This window comes from Microcella alkalica, assembly GCF_014137945.1.
In the GTDB taxonomy this organism is placed as follows: Bacteria; Actinomycetota; Actinomycetes; order Actinomycetales; family Microbacteriaceae; genus Microcella; species Microcella alkalica.
In genome coordinates this window covers 49504-69497 of record NZ_JACGWX010000001.1, presented here as the reverse complement: position 1 = coordinate 69497, position 19994 = coordinate 49504, and the positions used below count along the sequence as shown (strand labels likewise).

Annotated in this window: 18 protein-coding genes; 1 reads left to right on the top strand and 17 read right to left on the bottom strand. The window is 70.5% G+C overall.

Features of this window, described 5'->3' with window-relative positions; translation table 11 throughout:
• Positions 1–202 precede the first annotated feature (202 nt).
• From ilvC to otsA, 12 genes are all read right to left on the bottom strand, one after another.
• Entirely contained in the window at positions 203–1228 is a 1026-nt protein-coding gene (gene ilvC, locus FHX53_RS00300) for a ketol-acid reductoisomerase (protein WP_182489122.1), read from the bottom strand.
• A gap of 61 nt (positions 1229–1289) precedes the next feature.
• Positions 1290–1802 (bottom strand): acetolactate synthase small subunit, encoded by a 513-nt coding sequence (gene ilvN / locus FHX53_RS00295; RefSeq protein WP_182489120.1) that lies wholly within the window; start codon positions 1800–1802, stop codon positions 1290–1292.
• Positions 1803–1805: 3 nt separating this feature from the next.
• A complete protein-coding gene (locus FHX53_RS00290; RefSeq protein WP_182489118.1) occupies positions 1806–3605 on the bottom strand; it encodes an acetolactate synthase large subunit in 1800 nt (599 codons plus the stop codon).
• 43 nt (positions 3606–3648) lie between these two features.
• The gene (gene ilvD, locus FHX53_RS00285) at positions 3649–5343 is read right to left on the bottom strand and encodes a dihydroxy-acid dehydratase (protein ID WP_182489116.1); all 1695 of its coding nucleotides are present in this window, start codon (positions 5341–5343) and stop codon (positions 3649–3651) included.
• A 9-nt stretch (positions 5344–5352) separates the two neighbouring features.
• Positions 5353–5808 carry a monovalent cation/H(+) antiporter subunit G gene (mnhG, locus tag FHX53_RS00280; RefSeq protein ID WP_182489114.1) on the bottom strand — a complete coding sequence of 152 codons (456 nt, stop codon included), beginning with the start codon at positions 5806–5808 and terminating at the stop codon, positions 5353–5355.
• The gene (locus FHX53_RS00275) at positions 5808–6137 is read right to left on the bottom strand and encodes an MrpF/PhaF family protein (RefSeq protein WP_343050705.1); all 330 of its coding nucleotides are present in this window, start codon (positions 6135–6137) and stop codon (positions 5808–5810) included. Before FHX53_RS00275 ends, mnhG begins: the two co-directional genes overlap by 1 nt.
• A complete protein-coding gene (locus FHX53_RS00270) occupies positions 6134–6688 on the bottom strand; it encodes a Na+/H+ antiporter subunit E (protein WP_182489110.1) in 555 nt (184 codons plus the stop codon). The genes FHX53_RS00275 and FHX53_RS00270 overlap by 4 nt, the downstream gene beginning before the upstream one ends.
• Positions 6681–8261 (bottom strand): Na+/H+ antiporter subunit D, encoded by a 1581-nt coding sequence (locus tag FHX53_RS00265; protein ID WP_182489108.1) that lies wholly within the window; start codon positions 8259–8261, stop codon positions 6681–6683. The genes FHX53_RS00270 and FHX53_RS00265 overlap by 8 nt, the downstream gene beginning before the upstream one ends.
• Positions 8258–8692 (bottom strand): Na(+)/H(+) antiporter subunit C, encoded by a 435-nt coding sequence (locus FHX53_RS00260; RefSeq protein WP_182489106.1) that lies wholly within the window; start codon positions 8690–8692, stop codon positions 8258–8260. Before FHX53_RS00260 ends, FHX53_RS00265 begins: the two co-directional genes overlap by 4 nt.
• Positions 8689–11598, bottom strand: coding sequence for a Na+/H+ antiporter subunit A (locus FHX53_RS00255; protein ID WP_182489104.1), 2910 nt, complete (start codon positions 11596–11598; stop codon positions 8689–8691). The genes FHX53_RS00260 and FHX53_RS00255 overlap by 4 nt, the downstream gene beginning before the upstream one ends.
• 75 nt (positions 11599–11673) lie before the next feature.
• Entirely contained in the window at positions 11674–12495 is an 822-nt protein-coding gene (gene otsB / locus FHX53_RS00250) for a trehalose-phosphatase (protein WP_182489102.1), read from the bottom strand.
• 12 nt (positions 12496–12507) lie between these two features.
• Entirely contained in the window at positions 12508–13929 is a 1422-nt protein-coding gene (gene otsA, locus FHX53_RS00245) for an alpha,alpha-trehalose-phosphate synthase (UDP-forming) (protein WP_182489100.1), read from the bottom strand.
• Positions 13930–14080: 151 nt separating this feature from the next.
• On the opposite strand from otsA, the gene FHX53_RS00240 reads away from it, so the two are divergent.
• Positions 14081–14872: a sugar phosphate isomerase/epimerase family protein gene (locus FHX53_RS00240; protein WP_182489099.1), complete on the top strand. Its 792-nt coding sequence runs from the start codon at positions 14081–14083 to the stop codon at positions 14870–14872.
• Positions 14873–14916: 44 nt separating this feature from the next.
• On the opposite strand, the gene FHX53_RS00235 is transcribed toward FHX53_RS00240, so the two are convergent.
• Genes FHX53_RS00235 through FHX53_RS00215 form a run of 5 tightly spaced genes read right to left on the bottom strand, consistent with a single transcriptional unit; the run spans position 14917 to position 19933 of the window.
• Positions 14917–15648 carry an FCD domain-containing protein gene (locus FHX53_RS00235; RefSeq protein WP_182489097.1) on the bottom strand — a complete coding sequence of 244 codons (732 nt, stop codon included), beginning with the start codon at positions 15646–15648 and terminating at the stop codon, positions 14917–14919.
• A gap of 11 nt (positions 15649–15659) precedes the next feature.
• Positions 15660–16448, bottom strand: coding sequence for a 3-oxoacyl-ACP reductase (locus FHX53_RS00230; RefSeq protein WP_220476062.1), 789 nt, complete (start codon positions 16446–16448; stop codon positions 15660–15662).
• 14 nt (positions 16449–16462) lie between these two features.
• Positions 16463–17821: an aldehyde dehydrogenase family protein gene (locus FHX53_RS00225; protein ID WP_182489095.1), complete on the bottom strand. Its 1359-nt coding sequence runs from the start codon at positions 17819–17821 to the stop codon at positions 16463–16465.
• Positions 17818–18573 carry a gamma-glutamyl-gamma-aminobutyrate hydrolase family protein gene (locus FHX53_RS00220; RefSeq protein ID WP_182489094.1) on the bottom strand — a complete coding sequence of 252 codons (756 nt, stop codon included), beginning with the start codon at positions 18571–18573 and terminating at the stop codon, positions 17818–17820. Before FHX53_RS00220 ends, FHX53_RS00225 begins: the two co-directional genes overlap by 4 nt.
• A complete protein-coding gene (locus FHX53_RS00215) occupies positions 18554–19933 on the bottom strand; it encodes a glutamine synthetase family protein (protein ID WP_182489092.1) in 1380 nt (459 codons plus the stop codon). Before FHX53_RS00215 ends, FHX53_RS00220 begins: the two co-directional genes overlap by 20 nt.
• Positions 19934–19994 lie beyond the last annotated feature (61 nt).

Below are 19994 nucleotides of genomic sequence, written 5' to 3'. Positions count from 1 at the left end.
TCGTGGCGACCTGCTGCGGCGCTGTCCGCACGCACTCCGTACTCTTTCGGGCAGTTCGTGCGCCCGAGGGCGCACGAACTGCCCCCAGCAGGACGAGATGCGCCGATGAACGCCGGTCAGTGCGCGTAAGCGGCGGGCGAGCTCCGCAACGACGACGGCCGGTAGCCCCGTGGGGCGACCGGCCGTCGTGCGAGCGTGCGACCTAGCGCGCAGCGCTGCCGTCGACGTAGTCCGCGTCCTGCTGCTTCCACGCGAAGAGCGCGCGCAGCTTGCGGCCCGTCTCCTCGATGGGGTGCTGCTCGCCCTTCGCGCGCAGCTCGCGGAACTCGGGCGCGCCCGCGTCCTGGTCGGCGATGAAGCGCTTGGCGAACGCGCCCGACTGGATGTCGGCGAGCACGGCCTGCATGTTCTCCTTCACCGAGGGGTCGATGACGCGCGGGCCGGAGACGTAGTCGCCGTACTCGGCCGTGTCGCTCACGCTCCAGCGCTGCTTGGCGATGCCGCCCTCCCACATGAGGTCGACGATGAGCTTGAGCTCGTGCAGCACCTCGAAGTAGGCGATCTCGGGCTGGTAGCCGGCCTCGGTGAGCACCTCGAAGCCGTACTGCACGAGCTGCGAGGTGCCGCCGCAGAGCACGGCCTGCTCGCCGAACAGGTCGGTCTCGGTCTCCTCCGTGAAGGTCGTCTTGATGACGCCCGCGCGCGTGCCGCCGATGGCCTTCGCGTACGAGAGCGCGAGATCCCAGGCGTGGCCGGTGGTGTCGCGCTCGACGGCGACGATGTCGGGGATCCCGCGGCCGGCGACGAACTCGCGGCGCACCGTGTGGCCAGGGGCCTTGGGCGCGACGAGGATGACGTCGACGCCCTCGGGCGCGTCGATGTAGCCGAAGCGGATGTTGAAGCCGTGCGCGAAGGCGAGCGTCTTGCCCGGCTTCATGGCGCCCTGGATGCTCTCGGTGTAGATCGAGCGCTGGTACTGGTCGGGCGCGAGGATCATGATGACGTCGGCCCACTCGGCGGCGTCGGCGACGGTCTTGACGGTGAAGCCGTCCTCGTGCGCCTTGGCGACCGACTTCGAGCCCTCCTTGAGCGCGATGACGACCTCGACGCCCGAGTCGCGCAGGTTCTGCGCGTGGGCGTGCCCCTGCGAGCCGTAGCCGACGATCGCGACCTTCTTGCTCTGGATGAGAGCGAGGTCGGCGTCCTTGTCGTAGTAGATCTCGGTCACGAGAATTGTCTCCTTGTGGTGTGGGTTCGGTGGGATGTCCGTGCGGCGCCCGGGGCGGACGTCACGAGTTCTTGAGGACGCGCTCGCTGATGCTCTTCGAGCCGCGGCCCATGGCGAGCAGGCCCGACTGCGCGATCTCCTTGATGCCGTAGGGCTCGAGCACGCGCAGCAGGGCCTCGACCTTCGCGGTGTCGCCCGTGACCTCGATCACGAGCGCGTCCGTCGCGACGTCGACGATGCGCGCCCGGAAGAGCGTCGCGGCCTCGAGGATCTGCGAACGGGTCGTCGAGTCGACGCGCACCTTGATGAGCATGTGCTCGCGCTGCACCGACTGGGTCGCGTCGAGCTCGACGATCTTGAGCACGTTGACGAGCTTGTTGAGCTGCTTGGTGACCTGCTCCAGGGGCAGGCCCTCGACATCCACGACGACCGTGATGCGGGAGAGCCCCGGCACCTCCGTCGTGCCGACGGCGAGCGAGATGATGTTGAATCCGCGGCGGGCGAACAGCCCCGCGACGCGCGTGAGCAGACCGGGCTTGTCCTCGACGAGGAGCGAGAGCACGTGGTGCGACATCGGTTACTCCCTCTCCCACTCGGGCGCGTGATCGCGCGCGTACTGCACCTGCGAATTGCCGACCCCCTGCGGGACCATGGGCCACACCATCGCGTCGCGGCTGACGATGAAGTCGATGACGACGGGGCGGTCGTTGGTCTCCATCGCGAGGCGGATGGCCGGTTCGACCTCCTCCGGCTTCGTCACGCGGATGCCCAGCGCGCCGTAGGCGTCGGCCATCTTGATGAAGTCGGGGATCATCGCCGTGTCGTGCCCGGTGTTGAGGTCGGTGAACGAGTGGCGGCCGTCGTAGAACAGCGTCTGCCACTGGCGGACCATGCCGAGGGAGGAGTTGTTGATGACGGCGACCTTGATCGGGATCTCGTTGATCGTGCAGGTCGCGAGCTCCTGGTTGGTCATCTGGAAGCAGCCGTCGCCGTCGATCGCCCACACGAGCCGGTCGGGCTGGGCGACCTTCGCGCCCATCGCGGCGGGCACGGCGTAGCCCATCGTCCCGGCGCCGCCGGAGTTCAGCCACGCGCCGGGGCGCTCGTACTTGATGAACTGCGCCGCCCACATCTGGTGCTGGCCCACGCCCGCGGCGTAGATCGCCTCGGGGCCGGAGAGCTCGCCGATCTTCTCGATGACCCACTGCGGCGACAGCAGGCCGTCGTCGGGCAGCGTGTAGCCCAGCGGGTACTGCGTGCGGAGGCTCTCGATGCGCTTCCACCAGTCGGAGAAGTCGGGCTTCACCGCCTTCGTCGCATCGCGGTACGCGGGCAGCAGGTCGAGGAGCACCTCACGGGCGTCTCCCACGATCGGCACGTCGGCGGCGCGGATCTTGCCGATCTCGGCCGGATCGATGTCGACGTGGATGACCTTGGCGTGCGGAGCGAACTCGCTCACCTTACCGGTGACGCGGTCGTCGAATCGGGCGCCGAGGGCGATGAGCAGGTCGCTCTCCTGCAGGGCGAGCACGGAGGGCACGGTTCCGTGCATCCCCGGCATGCCGAGGTTCTGCTGGTGCGAGTCGGGGAACGCGCCGCGCGCCATGAGGGTCGTGACGACGGGCGCGCCGGTCTCCTCCGCGAAGCGCAGCAGCTCGGCGTGCGCGCCGGCGCGGACGACGCCGCCGCCGACGTAGAGCACCGGGCGGCGCGACTCGGCGATGAGCTGGGCGGCGGCGTTGATCTGCTTGCCGTGCGCCTTCGTCACCGGGCGGTACCCGGGCAGGTCGATCTTCGGCGGCCAGATGAACGGGGCCGATTTCTGCTGGGCGTCCTTCGTAACGTCGACGAGCACGGGGCCGGGGCGGCCGGTCGTGGCGATGTGCACGGCGGCGGCGAGCACGCCGGCCACGTCCTCGGGCTTGGTGACGAGGAAGGAGTGCTTCGTGATGGGCATCGTGATGCCCGTGATGTCGACCTCCTGGAACGCATCCGTGCCCATCGAGGTCGAGAAGACCTGGCCGGTGATCGCGAGAAGCGGCACCGAATCCATGTAGGCATCCGCGATCGCCGTCACGAGGTTCGTCGCGCCGGGGCCGGAGGTGGCGATGCAGACGCCGAGGCGGCCGCTCGCGGCGGCGTAGCCCTCGGCGGCGTGACCGGCGCCCTGCTCATGGCGGACGAGGATGTGGCGGATGGCGGTGGAGGCCATGAGCTCGTCGTAGAACGGCATGATCGCGCCGCCCGGGAGGCCGAAGACGTCGGTGACGCCGAGCTTCTCGAGAGAAGCGAGGATCGCGCCCGACCCGGTGAGCACGGGCGGCTCGGAGCGGGACTGCACGGACGGGCCAGGCACGGGGGTTGCTTCCGTAGACATGAAGGAGTCCTGAGGTCGTGTGCGAGGAAGGGTGAGCGTCTGACTACCCGGTGACCGCGCCCTCCGCAGCGGAGCGCACGAGCTTCGAGTACTTGGCGAGAACGCCACGGGTGTAGCGCGGAGGCAGGGGCGCCCAGCCGGTGCGGCGCGCCTCCAGCTCGGCTGCGTCGACCAGTAGGTCGAGGGAGCGAGCAGCGATATCGACCCGTATGAGATCACCATCGCGCACGAAGGCGATCGGACCGGCGTCGACCGCTTCGGGAGCTATGTGGCCGATGCACAGTCCGGTTGTGCCGCCTGAGAATCGACCGTCGGTCAAGAGTAGTACATCTTTTCCGAGCCCCGCCCCCTTGATGGCCGCGGTGATCGCGAGCATCTCGCGCATGCCTGGCCCACCCTTGGGGCCCTCGTAGCGGATGACGACGACGTCGCCGGCGGAGATCTGGCCGTTCGTCAGCGCGTCCATCGCAGCGCGCTCGCGCTCGAACACGCGAGCGGGGCCCTCGAAGACCGTCGCGTCGAATCCGGCGGTCTTCACGACCGCGCCCTCGGGCGCGAACGAGCCGTGGAGGATGGTGATGCCGCCCGTTGCATGGATGGGGTTGTCGAGCGAGCGGAGCACCTCCCCGTCGAGCGGGTCGGGGTTCAGCTCGGCGAGGTTCTCGGCCATCGTCTTCCCCGTCACGGTCATGACGTCGCCGTGCAGGAGGCCCGCGTCGAGGAGGGCCTTGAGGAGCACGGGGAGGCCGCCCTGACGGTCGACGTCGTTCATGACGTACTTGCCGAAGGGTTTGAGGTCGCCGATGTGCGGCACCCGGTTGCCGATGCGGTTGAAATCGTCGAGCGTGAAGGGCACCTCGGCCTCGTTCGCGATCGCGAGGATGTGCAGCACGACGTTCGTCGAGCCGCCGAGCGCCATAGCAACCGTGACGGCGTTCTCGAACGCCTCCTTCGTCAGGATCTGCCGGGCGGTGATGCCCCTGTTCAGCAGGTTGACGACGGCCTGGCCCGAGCGGTGGGCGTACATGTCACGGCGGCGGTCGTAGCTCGCGGGGCTCGCCGACCCCGGCAGGCTCAGCCCGAGCGCCTCCGCGACCGAGGCCATCGTGTTGGCGGTGTACATGCCGCCGCACGCGCCTTCGCCGGGGGCGAAGGCGCACTCGATGCGGCGGGCGTCCTCCGCGCTCATCTTCCCGGCCTTGACGGCGCCCACCGCCTCGAACGAGTCGATGATCGTGATGGGCTTCTCGGTGCCGTCGCTGAGCTTCACCCAGCCGGGCGCGATCGAGCCGGCGTAGAGGAAGACGCTCGCGAGGTCGAGGCGCGCCGCCGCCATGAGCATGCCGGGGATCGACTTGTCGCAGCCGGCGAGGAGGACGGACCCGTCGAGGCGCTCGGCCTGCATGACGGTCTCGACGCTGTCGGCGATGACCTCGCGGCTCACGAGCGAGAAGTGCATGCCCTCGTGGCCCATCGAGATGCCGTCCGAGACGCTCACCGTGCCGAACTGCAGGGGGTACCCGCCACCGGCGTGCACTCCCTCCTTCGCGGCCTGTGCGAGGCGCCCGAGCGAGAGGTTGCACGGCGTGATCTCGTTCCACGAGCTCGCGATGCCGACCTGGGCCTTGTCCCAGTCGTCGTCGCCCATCCCGACGGCGCGCAGCATGCCGCGCGAGGTGGTGGCTTCGATGCCGTCCGTGACGACGCGGGAACGGGGCTTGTGGTCGATCTCCGACATGGGTCGAGTTTAGGCCTCGCCGGAGGGCTCCGCCGACGCATCAAGCCGGGGCGATCGACGGGTCGCGCGATCGGTCGGCTCGGCCGAGCCCGGGAGATCCGAGCGGCCCGCGTCGGCGACATCCGCCGCCAGTTCGTCCACGACGAGGGTCGAGGCGTCGAAATCGCCCGTGCGGTAGCCGGCGCGACCCACCATGTGCGCCGAGATGGGCGCGGTGAGCATTTGCAGCACGATCACCGGCGTGAGCAGCAGGAGCGCCGACCAGCTGCGCTGGCTGAGCGCGAGCGCGACGACGACGAGCACGAGGCCGAGGATCTGCGGCTTGGTGGCGGCGTGCAGGCGGCTGAGCGCGTCGGGGAAGCGGACGAGACCGACCGCGGCCGCGAGCGACAGGAGCGCCCCGCCGACGAGCAGGACGCCCGCGGCACTGTCGAGGATGCTCGAGAGGGGTTCGGCGTCGGCCATCAGTCCATTCCCTTCTCGGTCTCGTCAGGACGGGAGGATGCGGGGGTCGAGGCGTCGGCGTTCGTCGCCGTCCCCTCCGGGCGGGTCACGAACCGGGCGACGGCGACCGTGCCGAGGAGCGCCGTCGCGGCGAGCACGACCATGAGCGGGATCGTGCGGGTGTGACCGGTGGCGACCATCTCTGTGCCCACGACGAGGATCAGCGTGGTCAGCAGCACGTCGGAGCCGATGACCCGGTCGACGATGCTCGGGCCGCGGATCACCCGCCACAGCGCGACGACGGCGGCGATCGCCAGGATCGAGCTCGCGACGATGACGAGAGTGCTCACCGCACCGCCTCCCATTCCTCGGGCGAGCCGATCGCTCGCAGGAGGCGCCGCTCGTAGTCGAGCACATGGGCGCGCGTGCGCTCGACGCGCTCAGGAGAGTCGACGCCGAGCGAATGCACGTAGAGCACCGAGTTCGGCCGATCGACCTCGAGCACGACCGAGCCGGGGACGAGCGAGACGGCGAGCGCCGTGCCGGTGAGCACGAGATCGCTGCGGGTGGTGAGATCGACGCGGATGACGGCATTGCGGCTCACCCCTCGTGGTCGGAAGGCGTACCAGGCGACCTCGAAGGAGGCGACGACGAGATCGGCGGCGAAGCGGACGAGGAAGGCGAGCATCCAGCCGAGGTGGAACCGTCCGGAGAGCGCGACGGGCGGCAGGTAGAGCGCGCGGGTGACGAGGAGGGCCACGATCACTCCGGTGAGGATCGTGAGCGGAGCCACGGAGCCCCACAGCGTCATCCAGAGCAGGACGAGCGCGATCAGCAGCGGCAGCTGCTGCCGGATGGGCACGCGCTCGCGCTCGAGCACTCGCGGCTCCCGGTCAGTCACGCGGGCTCCCCTCCTCGGTCGAGAGCGGGAATACCATCTGGATGTACGCGCCCGGCCCGTCGAGTTTCTCGCCCGCGCGGGTCGCAACGCCGTAGACCGGGCCGGCGAAGACGGTGAGCCCGATGCCGACCACGACCATACCCGCCGTCGAGAGGGTCATGAGGCGCGGGGTGGTGCGGGCTCCCGAGACGGTCGACGTGCTCAATGGCGCCTCCTCGACCGAGCGGAGGAGGCGCGACTCGTCACCCTCCACGGCGTCGGACGAGCGCCAGAACGCGAGGTTCCAGACGCGAACGAGGGCGTAGAGGGTGAGCAGGGAGACGAGGGCTCCGGCGCCGATGAGGGCGTAGGCCAGGGCATCCCCTTGCTGCGCGGTCGCCTGGAAGAGTCCGAGCTTGCCGAGGAAGCCGGAGAAGGGCGGGATGCCCCCGAGATTCAGGGCGGGGATGAAGAAGAGAGCGGCGACGACGGGCGCGCTCGCGAGCAGCCCGCCGATGCGCGTGATGGAGGTGCTGCCCGCCTCGCGCTCGATGAGACCGGCGGCGAGGAAGAGTGTGGTCTGGACGACGATGTGATGGACGATGTAGAAGATCGCCGCCGCGGTGCCCTCCGCCGTGCCGAGCGCGACGCCCAGGATCATGTACCCGATGTGGCTCACGAGGGTGAATGAGAGGATCCGCTTGATGTCGGCCTGCGCGACCGCGCCGAGCGCGCCGACGACCATCGTGAGCAGCGCGAGCACCATGAGGGCCGGATTGAGCTCGGGCCCGGGGAAGATGACCGTCTCGACGCGGATGATGGCGTAGACGCCGATCTTCGTCAGGAGGCCAGCGAAAGCGGCGGTGACGGGAGCGGGCGCCGTCGGGTAGGAGTCGGGAAGCCAGAACGACAGAGGGAACACGGCTGCCTTGATGCCGAAGGCGACGAGGAGCATGACGTGCAGCAGGATCTGCACGTCGACCGGCAGCTCGTCGATGCGCTGCGCGATCTGGGCGATCGTCACGGTGCCGAGCGCGCCGTAGATCATCGCGATCGACGCGAGGAAGAGCAGCGACGACAGCAGGCTCACGACCACGTAGGTGACGCCCGCCCGGATGCGGGATTCGGTCCCGCCGAGCGTGATGAGCACGTAGCTGGAGACGAGCAGGATCTCGAAGCCGACGTAGAGGTTGAACAGGTCGCCCGCGATGAAGGCCACCATGACGCCCGTGGTGAGGATGAGGTAGGTGGGGTTGTAGATCGAGACCGGGGTCTCCTCGTCGCCGTCGGCAAGTCCCTGCCCGACCGAGAATACGAGGACCGCGAGCAGAACGATCGCCGAGACGACGATCATGAGCGCCGCGAGCCGGTCGACCACGAGCACGATGCCGAACGGCGCCTGCCAGCCGCCGACCTCCATCACGAGCGGCGCGACCTGGTCGACGTGGATGAGCAGGACGATGCCGATGACGAGCTCGATGACGAGGGCGCCGATCGCGATGATGCGCTGCGGGCGGGGGCGGCGGCCGACGACGAGCGTGAGCGCCGCTCCGAGCAGCGGCACCAGGACGACGAGGGGGACGAGGGCTGTCATCGCGAGTCCTCCCGGTCGAGCGGGAAGTCGGTGGTGGATGCCTCGGGGAGGGTCTCCTCCGCCTCGATCAGCACGGTCCCCTCTCGCAGGGCGAGATCATCCGCGTCGTCGCTGAAGTCATCGGCGTTCGCCAGGCGCCACGAGCGGTAGATGAGCGCGAGGAGGAATGCGGAGACGGCGAAGGTGATGACGATCGCGGTGAGGATGAGCGCCTGCGGAAGCGGATCGGTGTACTCGGACGGGTCCACCGACTCGTCGTAGATCGGGGCGATGCCCGCCTCACCCACCATGATCAGGATGAGCAGGTTGGTCGCGTTGCCCGCGAGCAGGAACCCGAGGAGCACCCTCGTGAGGCTGCGCTCGAGGAGCAGGTACACGGCGCACGCGTACATCGCGGACATGATGACGACGAGCACGAGCGAGACGGTCATGAGCGGGCTCCCTCCGCGGGGGCCGCGGCGCGCTCGACCGGGTCGCCCTGGCGATCGACCTCCGCGCCCAAGCTGCGGAGCACGTCGAGGACGAGACCCACGACGATGAGGTAGACGCCGACGTCGAAGATCGTCGACGTGACGAACTCCACGTGCCCGAGGACGGGCAGCTCGGCCTCGACGAAGGCGGAGGTCAGGGCATCCGCCCCCAGAAGCAGCGGAACGGCCGCCGTGCCGGCCGCGAGGAGCATGCCGGTGCCGAGGACGGTGCCAGCGCCCACCGGGGCAGCGGCCCCGAGTTCGTAGCGACCGCCGGCGAGGTAGCGGCCGACGAGCGCGAGGCCTGCGACGAGACCGCCCGCGAAGCCGCCGCCCGGCAGATTGTGGCCCGCGAACAGCAGGTAGAGGGAGACAACGATCGTCGCGTGGAAGGTGAGCCGCACGACGACCTCGAGCAGGATCGAGCGGTTGCGAGGATCGAGCGAGGGCCCGGCCAGGATCCAGGCGTTACGCACCTCCCCTGGGCGGCCCTGCTCGCGCACGCGGTCCAGTCGCTGCTCGACGCGGCGCCGCACTGCACCGCGCGCCGGTCGCGGGAGAGCGTCGTCGCGACCGCGGATGAACAGGAGGCTCGCGACGCCCGTCGCCGCGGCGATGACCACGGCGAGCTCGCCGAGGGTGTCCCACGCGCGGAGGTCGACGAGGGCGACGTTGACGGTGTTCCTGCCGTGGCCGATGACGTAGGCGAGCTCCGGCCACTGCCGGGAGATGGGCTGCTCGGTCCTCGCGCCAGCCGCGACCAGGGCGATGACGCCCATCGTCGCGCCGGCGGCGATGGCGATGATCGCGCGCAGGACTCTGCGCGTGCTGCCGTGCCGGTCGCCGAGCTGAGCGGGCAGGCGACGCAGCACGAGCACGAAGGCGATGAGCGTCACGAGCTCGACGAGGATCTGGGTGATCGCGAGGTCGGGCGCGCCCATGATCGCGAAGAGGGCCGACATCCCGAACCCGGTGACACCGACCACCAGGACGGCGGTGAAGCGCTTCTGAGCGCGCGTCGCCGCGACCGCGGAGGCGATCATGACGACCCCGATCGCGACCTGAGCCGGAGTGTCCCACAGCCGCACCTCACCGAGTCCGCTCGAGCCGATGAGGAGAGTCGCTCCGGTGCCCGCCACGAAGACGACGAGGATGACGCCGAGGTAGAACGGCAGCGAGCCGCGCTGCGTGAGCGTCGTGACGCGGACGGCGAGACGGTCGACGCCGCCGATGGCGTCCCAGTACAGCTCGGAGGCGCTCACCGGGCTGTGCACGCGCGCGTGGAGACGAGCGATGGACTCGCGCGCGAGGAAGATCGCGAGGCCCGCGAGAACGGCAACGAGCGACAGGCCGAGCTCGAGCGTGAGCCCGTGCCAGAGGGCGAGGTGGTAAGCCTCGGCTGAGGCGCTCTCGACCGCCGGCAGCTCGGCCGCGGCGGGAGCGATGCCGGCGTCGGCTAGCGCGGCGAGGGGCCCGAGCGCGAGCCCCGCGATCGCGAGCACGGCGGGCGCGAAGAGGAAGCCGGGGCCGACGTGATCGAGCGCCGCGACATCCTCGACGTCGCGCTTCGTCGCGAACGCGCCCCAGAAGAAGCGGATGCTGTACGCGGCCGTGAGCGCGGAGCCGACGACGACGCCCACGACCGCGATCGCGGCGAGAGCCATGCCGTCGCGCGCGTCGACGACCAGCGCGTGCAGCACCGCCTCCTTGGCGACGAATCCGAAGAGCGGGGGCAGGCCCGCCATCGACGCGAGCGCGAGCGCCGCGATGCCCGCGAGCACGGGCGCGCGCCGTCCGAGGCCGGAGAGCGATCTGAGATCGCGCGTGCCCGCGCCGTGGTCGATGATGCCGACGACGAGGAAGAGCGTGGACTTGAAGAGCGCGTGAGCGACGAGAAGCGCCCCGGCCGCGAGGGCCGCGTCGCGCGTCCCCCAGCCGGTGATCACGACGAGGAAGCCGAGCTGGCTGACCGTGCCGTACGCGAGGAGCAGCTTGAGGTCGGTCTGGCGCAGCGCGACCCATCCGCCGAGGATCATCGTGGCGAGCCCGAGCGCGACGAGGATCTCGCGCCACGACGCCACGTCGGCGAAGCCGGGGGCGAGGCGGGCGATGAGATAGACGCCGGCCTTGACCATCGCGGCGGCGTGGAGGTACGCGCTCACGGGGGTCGGCGCCGCCATCGCGCCCGGCAGCCAGAAGTGGAAGGGGAGGATGGCGGACTTCGAGAGGGCCCCGACGAGGACGAGCACGATCGCGGTCGTCGTGAGCGGGCCGTCCGGGGCCGTGGCGAGGATGACGGGGATGCTCGCGCTCCCGGACTGGTGGGCGAGGAGGACGAGCCCGACGAGCATGACGAGCCCACCGAGCGTCGTCGTGATGAGCGCCTGCAGCGCCGCGCCTCGGCTGGCCTTCCTGCCCTGGTAGTGGCCGATCAGGAGGTAGGAGAAGACGCTCGTGAGCTCCCAGAAGACGAAGAGCAGGAAGACGTCCTCCGCGAGGACGAGGCCGTACATCGCTCCGGCGAACGCCGTGAGCGTCGCCGCGAAGCGACCGATCCCCTCGCTCTCTGGCGTGAAGTAGGAGGCGCAGTAGAGCAGGACGAGAGCACCGACGCCCGTGACGATGAGCGTGATGACCCACGCTAGCGGATCCATGAACAGGTCGAGCGTGAGCTGGAGCTGAGGAACCCAGGGGGCGCGCTCGGCGAGGTTCTCACCGGCGAGGATGCCGGGGCCGGACGCGAGCGCGTGGACGAAGGCCGCGAAGGGCACGAGCGCCGCGAGGAGGAACACGCGGTTCTTGAGCCCCCGGGTGAGCGCAGGCAGCAGGAGGGCGACGATGCCGAACAGCACGAGGAGGACGAACACGGGTCCTCCCTCGAGTGTCGATGCGGCACGGGCGGGAGAGGGCTGGCGTCGGTTCCGGCGCTCTCGGCCTCCAGTTTACCGAACGGCGCCTGTGAGTCGTTCGCGGGAGCGGAGGAGACGCTCGAGAGCGGTCGCCATCGCGGCGACGTCGGCCACCCGCAGGCGGGCAACGGATTCGGCCTCCCCCACCTTGATGCCGAGGTCGCCCGGTCCGAGCGCGGCGAGCGCGTCCTCATCCGTCACATCGTCGCCGGCGAAGAGCACTGCGTCCGGCGCGAAGCGCTCGACGAGCGCGCGCAGCCCGTCTCCCTTCGTCGCGTCGCGGACGGCGAACTCGACGACATCGCGGCCGTCGCGCACGGTCAGATCGGCGTCGACGGCGGCCGCCTCGGCGTGCAGCGCCTCGACGAGCGCGCGCACCGACTCGGGGTCGTCGACGCGTCGCGAATGCACGGCGAGGCCTGCGGGCTTCGGCTCGATCCACGCCCCCGGCACGGCGACCACAACGGGCTCGAGCCGCGATCGCAGAGCGGACGCGCGATCGGCGTCGGCGGCGTCGACGGCGGGGCGGGCATCCCCCGACCCGAAGCGCACCTCGAGGCCGTGCGAGCCGACGAGCGGCTGAGCGGCTGCCGCCTCGCCGACTCGCGCGAGGCTCTCGAGCGAGCGGCCGGAGACGAGCGCGACGATCGTGCCGGGCAGAGCGGCGAGGGCGTCCAGTGCGGCTCGGGCCGCGGGATGCGCGCGCGCGTCATCGGGGTCGTCGACGAGCGGCGCGAGAGTGCCGTCGAAGTCGAGGGCGACGAGGAGGGTCGGAACGGCGGCGATGCGGTCGAGCTCGGCGATGAGAACGGGGTCGAGCCCGGGGCTCGGCGACGAGTCGGGGGCGGGGGTCATCGCGCTCATCTCTCAGCGGTGCCCGACGTGGCGGAGCGTGTCGAGGAAAGTCTGCGACCAGCGGGCGACATCGTTCTCGCGGACGCGGCGGCGGAGGGCCCGCATGCGCGTCGAGCGCTCGCGTTTGGGCATCTCGATCGCCTGGAGCATGGCCTCCTTGATGCCCTCGATGTCGTGCGGGTTCACCAGGAGCGCGTTGCGCAGCTCATCGGCGGCACCCGCGAACTCGCTCAGGATCAGCACGCCGTCCTCATCGTGCCGGCAGGCGACGTACTCCTTCGCGACGAGGTTCATGCCATCACGAAGCGCCGTCACGAGCATGACGTCGGCTGCGAGGTAGAGCGCGACCATCTCCTCGCGCGGATACCCGTGGTGCAGGTAGGCGATGGCGGGGTGGCTGATGGTGGAGAAGTCGCCGTTGATCCGGCCGACCGTGAGCTCGATCTCGTCGCGCAGCTGCATGTACGCCTCGACGCGCTCACGGCTGGGACTCGCGACCTGGACGAGAGTGACGTCCCCCGTGCTCACCGACTTGTCGCGCAGGAGCTCGCCGAACGCCTTCAGGCGATGCCCGATGCCCTTCGTGTAGTCGAGCCGGTCGACGCCGAGCATGATGGTCGCTGGGTCGCCGAGATCCTGCCGGATCCGGCGCGCGCGCTCGATGACCTCGGGTCGGCGGGCGACCTCCTCGAAGCTCTCGACGTCGATCGAGATCGGGAAGGCCTTCGCGATGACCGACCGGTGCCCACCCGCTCCGTCGGGCACGCGAATCTCAGGACTTCGCGTACCGTAGCCGAACAGTCGCCGCACCGCGCTGAAGAAGTTCGCCGCGTCGGAGGAGCGCTGGAAGCCGATGACGTCCGCGCCCAGGAGTCCCTCGGCGATCGCGCGCCGCCACGGCAGTTGCGAGTAGATGCCGTAGGGCGGGAAGGGGATGTGGTTGAAGAAGCCGATCGTCAGGTCGGGGCGCAGCGATCGCAGGAGGGCCGGGACAAGCTGCAGCTGGTAGTCCTGGACCCACACCGTCGCGTTCGGGGCGGCGACTTCGGCGCTCGCGCGGGCGAAGCGCTCGTTGACCTCCTTGTAGGTCTCCCACCATTCGCGATGGAACGCCGGCGGCGAGATGACGTCGTGGTAGAGCGGCCAGAGCGTGTCGTTGCTGAAGCCCTCGTAGTAGCGCTCGACCTCGCCCGAGGTGAGCGAGACCGGCACGAGGTGCATGTCGTCGGCCTCGAAGGGCTCGACCTCGACGTCGGGCTTCCCCGGCCAGCCGACCCACGCGCCGTCCGCGGCGCGCATGACGGGCTCGAGAGCGGTGACGAGTCCGCCGGGAGACCGCTGCCAGGTCGTCGATCCGTCGGCCTCGACGACTCTGTCGACGGGGAGTCGGTTGGAGACGACGACGAAGTCGAATCTGCCCTCGCGCTGGCTCATGTCTCTCGCTTTCCGCACGCTCGTTCCGTATCGATCACGGCTCTCGCGCTTTCGCGCCCGGCCGGCTCGATACGGTATCAGCCGAATATCACCTTTCTCTCAGACACGGACGCAGGGCGGATGCGCGGGGCCGTCTGCGTAGGGTGAGCGCATGATCCGGGTCGGCATGGGCACCACGAGCGTGCTCCCCCGCCGCCTCGAGCCCGCCTTCCTGCTGGCTCGCGATGCCGGGTTCGACGGCGTCGAGGTCATGATCACGAGCGACCGCGCGACGCAGAGCGCTCGCACGATCGGTGCGCTGTCGACGCGGTACGGGATGCCCGTGCTGAGCATCCACGCCCCCGTCCTGCTCTTCAGCACTCTGGTCTTCGGGCGCAACCCGCGCACGAAGCTCGAGCGGGCCGCCGCCCTCGCCGAAGAGCTGGGAGCGACCACGGTCGTCGCCCACCCGCCCTGGCGCTGGCAGGGCCGCTGGGCCGCGGTGTTCGAAGCCGCCGTCGCCGAGATCGCCACCGCCTCGGGGGTGACGATCGCGGTCGAGAACATGTTCCCCGTCGCGGCGGGCGGCCGCGCGCGCGACGCCTTCGCCCCGCACTGGAACCCGGGCGAGCTCGCCGTCGACCGCCTCGTGCTCGACGTCTCGCACGCGAGCATGGCGCGCGTCTCGGCCCTCGAGCTGGCGCGCGCGTGGGGCGATCGCCTGCACCACGTCCATCTGTGCGACGCTGCGGCGCCAGACGCGGGAGGCCGCCTCGTCGACGCGCATCTCGTTCCGGGGCGGGGTGGGCAGCCGGTCGCGGCGCTCCTGCGGCACCTGGTCGCGAGCGGGTTCGCGGGCGACGTCGTCGCCGAGCTCAACACGCGGCACTGCGGCCGCGACGACCGCGCTCGGCTCGCCGAGCTGCGCGAGACGGTCGCGTTCGCGCGCGAGCACCTCGCCTGAGCCGCGGGCCGATCGGGTCGGCGGGCACGTCGGGCGGGAGGCCCCTACGCGAGGAACCCCCGCAGGAGCGACGCCGTGCCCTCGAGGTGCTCGGCCATCGCGGCCGCGGCGCCGTCCGCATCGCCCGACAGCACGGCCCACACGATGCGCTCGTGCTGCTCGTTCGAGTGCGCGATGTTCGGCGGGAGCAGCGGGATCCGGTCGAGCAGCACGTTGACGCGCATCCTGTTGTCGGCCATGAGCGAGACGAGCGTGGGGCTGCCGGCGAGCTCGGCGAGGGTGAGGTGCAGTCGCGAGTCGAGGCGACGGTACTCGGCGCCGTCCGCGGCTGCGACCTCGCGCATGCGGGTCGCCAGATCGTCGCGCTGCGCCGCCGTCAGGGGCGTGGATGCCGCCGCCCTCGCTGCGCCGACCTCGAGCACCGCGCGAACGAGCAAAGCATCCCGCACCTCGTCGGCCGACACGCGTTCGCCCGGGCCCTCCTCGGGGTGCGGAAGCGGCTCGCGCACGAACGTCCCTCCGTAGCGGCCCCGCCGCGACTCGACGTAGCCGGCCTCGGCGAGCGCCCTGATCGCCTCGCGCACGGTGTCGCGACTCACCTCGAGCCGCGCCGCGAGCTCGCGCTCGGGGGCCAGGGCCTCGCCGGGCGGCACGACGCCGAGCCGGATGAGCTGCAGGAGCCGCGCGAGGGTCTCCTCGAAGGCGTTGCCGCCCCGCACCGGTCGGCTGAAGGCCTCGAGAGCGAGCCCCTCGGGCGTCGGTGCGGGCTCGGTCACGGCGTGCTCGTTCAGAGGGGCGTCACGTAGGCGGCGCTGATGCCGCCGTCGACGAGGAAGGTGGAGCCCGTGATGAACGACGCGTCGTCGCTCGCGAGGAACGCGACGGCGGCGGCGAGCTCCTCCGCCTCGGCGAAGCGGCCCTTCGGGATGTGCACGAGGCGGCGCTGGGCGCGCTCGGGGTCTTTGGCGAACAACTCCTGCAGCAGCGGCGTGTTGACGGGGCCAGGGCACAGAGCGTTGACGCGGATGCCCTGACGGGCGAACTGCACCCCGAGCTCGCGCGTCATCGCGAGCACGCCGCCCTTGGACGCCGTGTACGAGATCTGGCTCGTTGCGCTGCCCATGACGGCGACGAAGGACGCGGTGTTGATGATCGAGCCGGACTGCTGGGCGACCATGTGTCGCAGCGCTGCGCGCGAGCACAGGTAGACGCTCTTGAGATTGACCTCCTGCACGCGATCCCACGCCGGAAGCTCCGTGGTCTCGATCGAGTCGTCGTCGGGCGGCGAGATCCCGGCGTTGTTGAAGGCGATGTCGAGCGAGCCGTACGTCCTCTGCGCGGTGTCGAACAGGGCGTTGACCTGGGCCTCGTCGGTCACGTCGACCTGCACGAAGAGCCCGTCGACCTCGGACGCGGCCGCTTCCCCCGCCTCCGGGTTCATGTCGCCGATCACGACGCGCGCGCCCTCCGCGGCGAAGCGGCGCGCGGTCGCGAAGCCGATGCCGCTCGCACCGCCGGTGATGACGGCGACCTTGCCGCCGAGCCGCTGGGTGAGGTCGATGGGGGTGATGTTCATGGTGCCGGCTCCTGTCAGCTGTGGGAGAAGAAGACGTTCTTGGTCTCGGTGAAGGCGAGCGGGGCGTCCGGGCCGAGCTCGCGCCCGAGACCCGACTGCTTGAAGCCGCCGAAGGGCGTGGCGTACCGCACGGACGAGTGCGAGTTGACGCTGAGCGCGCCGCTCTCGACCCCGCGGGCGACGCGGATGCCCCTGCCGAGGTCGCGCGTCCAGATCGAGCCGGAGAGCCCGAAGATCGAGTCGTTCGCCAGAGCGATCGCATCGGCTTCGTCGTCGAACGGCAGCACCGAGACGACGGGGCCGAAGATCTCCTCCGTCGCGACGCGGTCGGTGCGGCTGGGGAGGAGGACGGTGGGCGCCATCCAGTAGCCGGGGCCGTCGGGTGCCCTGCCGCGGAAGGCGACCGTCACGTCGTCGTCGAGGAAGGCCGCGACGTTCTCGAAGTGCCCCTTCGACACGAGCGGACCCATCTCGGTCGACTCGTCGTTCGGGTCGCCCACGCGGAAGCCTCGCACCGCGGGCTCGAGGAGCTCGAGGAAGCGGTCGAGCACGCTGCGCTCGACGAGCAGTCGCGAGCGGGCGCAGCAGTCCTGGCCGGCGTTGTCGAAGACCGATCCGGGGGCGCCGGATGCCGCGGCCTCGAGGTCGGCGTCGGCGAACACGATGTTCGCGCTCTTGCCGCCGAGCTCGAGCGTCACGGGCTTCACCTGCGCCGCGCATCCGGCCATCACGCGTTTGCCGACCTCGGTCGAGCCGGTGAAGACGACCTTGCGCACCTGCTCGTGCGTGACGAACCGGTCGCCGACGACCGAGCCGCGGCCCGGGAGCACCTGGAAGAGGTGCTCCGGCAGGCCCGACTCGAGCGCGAGCTCGCCGAGGCGGATGGCGGTGAGCGGCGTCCAGTCGGCGGGCTTCAGGAGCACGGCGTTGCCCGCGGCGAGCGCCGGCGCGAAGCCCCATGCCGCGATCGGCATGGGGAAGTTCCACGGCACGATCACCCCGACGACGCCGAGCGGCTCGTGGAAGGTGACGTCGAGACCGCCCGCGACGGGGATCTGCTGGCCGATGAGCCGCTCGGGTGCGCCGCTGTAGTAGTCGAGCACGTCGCGCACGTTGCCCGCCTCCCAGCGGGCCGCGCCGATCGGGTGGCCAGAGTTGCGCACCTCGAGCAGAGCGAGCTCCTCGATGTGCGCGTCGACGACGGCGGCGAAGCGGCGCAGGGCCCTCGCGCGGTCGACGGGTGCGAGAGCGGACCAGGCGCGCTGCGCGACCACTGCGCGCGCGACGGCCTCGTCGACCTCCTCGAGCGTCGTGTGCTGCACCGCCGCGATGACGGTCTCGTCGGCCGGGTTGATGAGGGTCGTCTCGCTCACGCGCGCACCCGGCGGCTCTCGGCGCGCTCGGCCGCCGCCTCGACGAGGCCCGCGAACAGACGGAGGTCGTCCTGCGACATCTCGGGGTGCCACTGCACGGCGACGCCGAAGCTCATGCCGTCGACGTCGACGGCCTGGATGATGCCGTCGTCGCCGCGCGCGCTCACCGTCAGGCCATCGCCGACCTCGTCGAGCGCCTGGTGGTGGTAGCTCTGCACGGTCACCTCGCCGCCGACGAGCTCGGCCAGGCGGGTGCCCGGGACGGTGATCGCCGGGTTCGGCGTGAAGACGCCGCCGCCCGCGTTGTACCTGTCGGTGCCGATGACGTCCGGCAGGTGCTGGATGAGCGTGCCGCCACGCAGCACGTTGAGAACCTGCATGCCCCGGCAGATGCCGAAGAAGGGGATGTCGCGGGCGATCGCGCGCTCCAGGAGCGCGAACTCGAAGTCGTCGCGATCGGTGCGCGGCACGTCGTTGGTCGGGTGCGGAGCCTCCCCGTACCGGGCGGCCTCCACGTCCTTGCCTCCCGTGATGATGAGCCCGTCGAGCCCATCGAGGACGCTGTCGGCGACGGCCTGGTCCACCGGCTGGGGAGGCAGCAGGACGACGGTTCCGCCGGCGCGCGTCACCGCCTCGAAGTAGAACTTCGGCAGGAACGCGGCGGGGACATCCCACACGCCCGTCTGCGCCTGCTCGAGGTAGGTCGTGAGCCCGATGACGGGTCGGCGATGGTCAGAATCGTTCGAAGCCACGGAAGCGCTCCCAGTCGGTGACGGCCGCGTCGAATGCCTTCTGCTCGACGCGCGCCGTGTTCAGGTAGTGGTCGACGACATCCTGCCCGAACGCGCTCCGCGCGATCGCGGAGCCGGCGAACAGCTCGGCGGCCTCGCGCAGCGTCGCGGGCACGCGCGGCTTGTCGGAGCCGTAGGCGTTCCCCGTGAAGGCCTCCTCGAGGGTGAGCTCGTTCTCGATCCCGTGGATGCCCGCCGCGATGATCGCGGCCGTCGCGAGGTACTGGTTGACGTCGCCGCCCGGCACGCGGTTCTCGACGCGCAGGCTCTGACCGTGGCCGACGACGCGGAGCGCGCACGTGCGGTTGTCGAAGCCCCACGCGATCGCGGTGGGGGCGAAGCTGCCCTCGACGTAGCGCTTGTACGAGTTGATCGCGGGGGCGAAGAACAGGGTGAGCTCGCGCATTGCGGCGAGCTGGCCGGCGAGCCAGTGCTCCATGAGGGGCGAGAACCCGTGCTCGCGATCGCCCGCCATGACGGGGGCGCCGTCTGTGCCGCGCACGCTGAGGTGGATGTGGCAGCTGTTGCCCTCGCGCTCGTTGAACTTCGCCATGAACGTCAGTGACTTGCCGTGACGGTCGGCGATCTCCTTCGCGCCGTTCTTGTAGATCGAGTGGTTGTCGCACGTCGCGAGCGCGTGAGCGTAGCGGAAGGCGATCTCCTGCTGGCCGAGGTTGCACTCGCCCTTGACGCCCTCGCAGTACATGCCCGCGCCGTCCATGCTCAGGCGGATGTCGCGCAGCAGCGGCTCCATGCGCGTCGATGCCATGAGCGCGTAGTCGATGTTGTAGTCGCTCGCGGGCGTGAGGTCGCGGTAGCCCTTGCGCCAGGCGTCGCGGTAGCCGTCGTCGAAGACGATGAACTCGAGCTCGGTGCCGACGAAGGGCTCTAGGCCGTGGGCGGCGAGGCGGTCGACCTGGCGGCGGAGGACCGCGCGCGGGCTCGGGGCGACCGGCGTGCCGTCGAGGAAGAGCAGATCGGCGAGCACCATCGCGGTGCCTGGCAGCCATGGAATGAGCCGGAGGGTGTCGAGGTCGGGCTGCATGACCATATCGCCGTAGCCGCGCTCCCAGCTCGAGATGGCGTACCCGTCGACGGTGTTCATCTCGACGTCGACCGCGAGCAGGTAGTTGCAGCACTCCGCTCCGTGCGAGCCGACCTCCTCGCTGAACAGGCGCGCCGAGACGCGCTTCCCGACGAGCCGGCCCTGCATGTCGGTGAAGGCGACGATGACCGTGTCGATCTCCCCGGCCCGGATGCTCTTCTCGAGATCGTGGGCGCTCAGGTTCCCCGAGCGGACTCCGGAGGGTGCAGCGGTCATGGCTCGTCTCCTTCGACTGGCGCGGTTTCGACCATTAGTACCACACGCGGCGCACCTGCAA

Bases quoted from the DNA above. Each gene is read 5' to 3' on its own strand.
- mnhG (WP_182489114.1), bottom strand. From the start codon at position 5,808: ATGGCCGACGCCGAACCCCTCTCGAGCATCCTCGACAGTGCCGCGGGC.
- ilvD (WP_182489116.1), bottom strand. From the start codon at position 5,343: ATGTCGGAGATCGACCACAAGCCCCGTTCCCGCGTCGTCACGGACGGC.
- ilvN (WP_182489120.1), bottom strand. From the start codon at position 1,802: ATGTCGCACCACGTGCTCTCGCTCCTCGTCGAGGACAAGCCCGGTCTG.
- otsA (WP_182489100.1), bottom strand. From the start codon at position 13,929: ATGAGCCAGCGCGAGGGCAGATTCGACTTCGTCGTCGTCTCCAACCGA.
- FHX53_RS00215 (WP_182489092.1), bottom strand. From the start codon at position 19,933: ATGACCGCTGCACCCTCCGGAGTCCGCTCGGGGAACCTGAGCGCCCAC.
- FHX53_RS00240 (WP_182489099.1), top strand. From the start codon at position 14,081: ATGATCCGGGTCGGCATGGGCACCACGAGCGTGCTCCCCCGCCGCCTC.
- FHX53_RS00260 (WP_182489106.1), bottom strand. From the start codon at position 8,692: ATGACCGTCTCGCTCGTGCTCGTCGTCATCATGTCCGCGATGTACGCG.
- FHX53_RS00230 (WP_220476062.1), bottom strand. From the start codon at position 16,448: ATGAACATCACCCCCATCGACCTCACCCAGCGGCTCGGCGGCAAGGTC.
- FHX53_RS00265 (WP_182489108.1), bottom strand. From the start codon at position 8,261: ATGACAGCCCTCGTCCCCCTCGTCGTCCTGGTGCCGCTGCTCGGAGCG.
- otsB (WP_182489102.1), bottom strand. From the start codon at position 12,495: ATGACCCCCGCCCCCGACTCGTCGCCGAGCCCCGGGCTCGACCCCGTT.
- FHX53_RS00290 (WP_182489118.1), bottom strand. From the start codon at position 3,605: ATGTCTACGGAAGCAACCCCCGTGCCTGGCCCGTCCGTGCAGTCCCGC.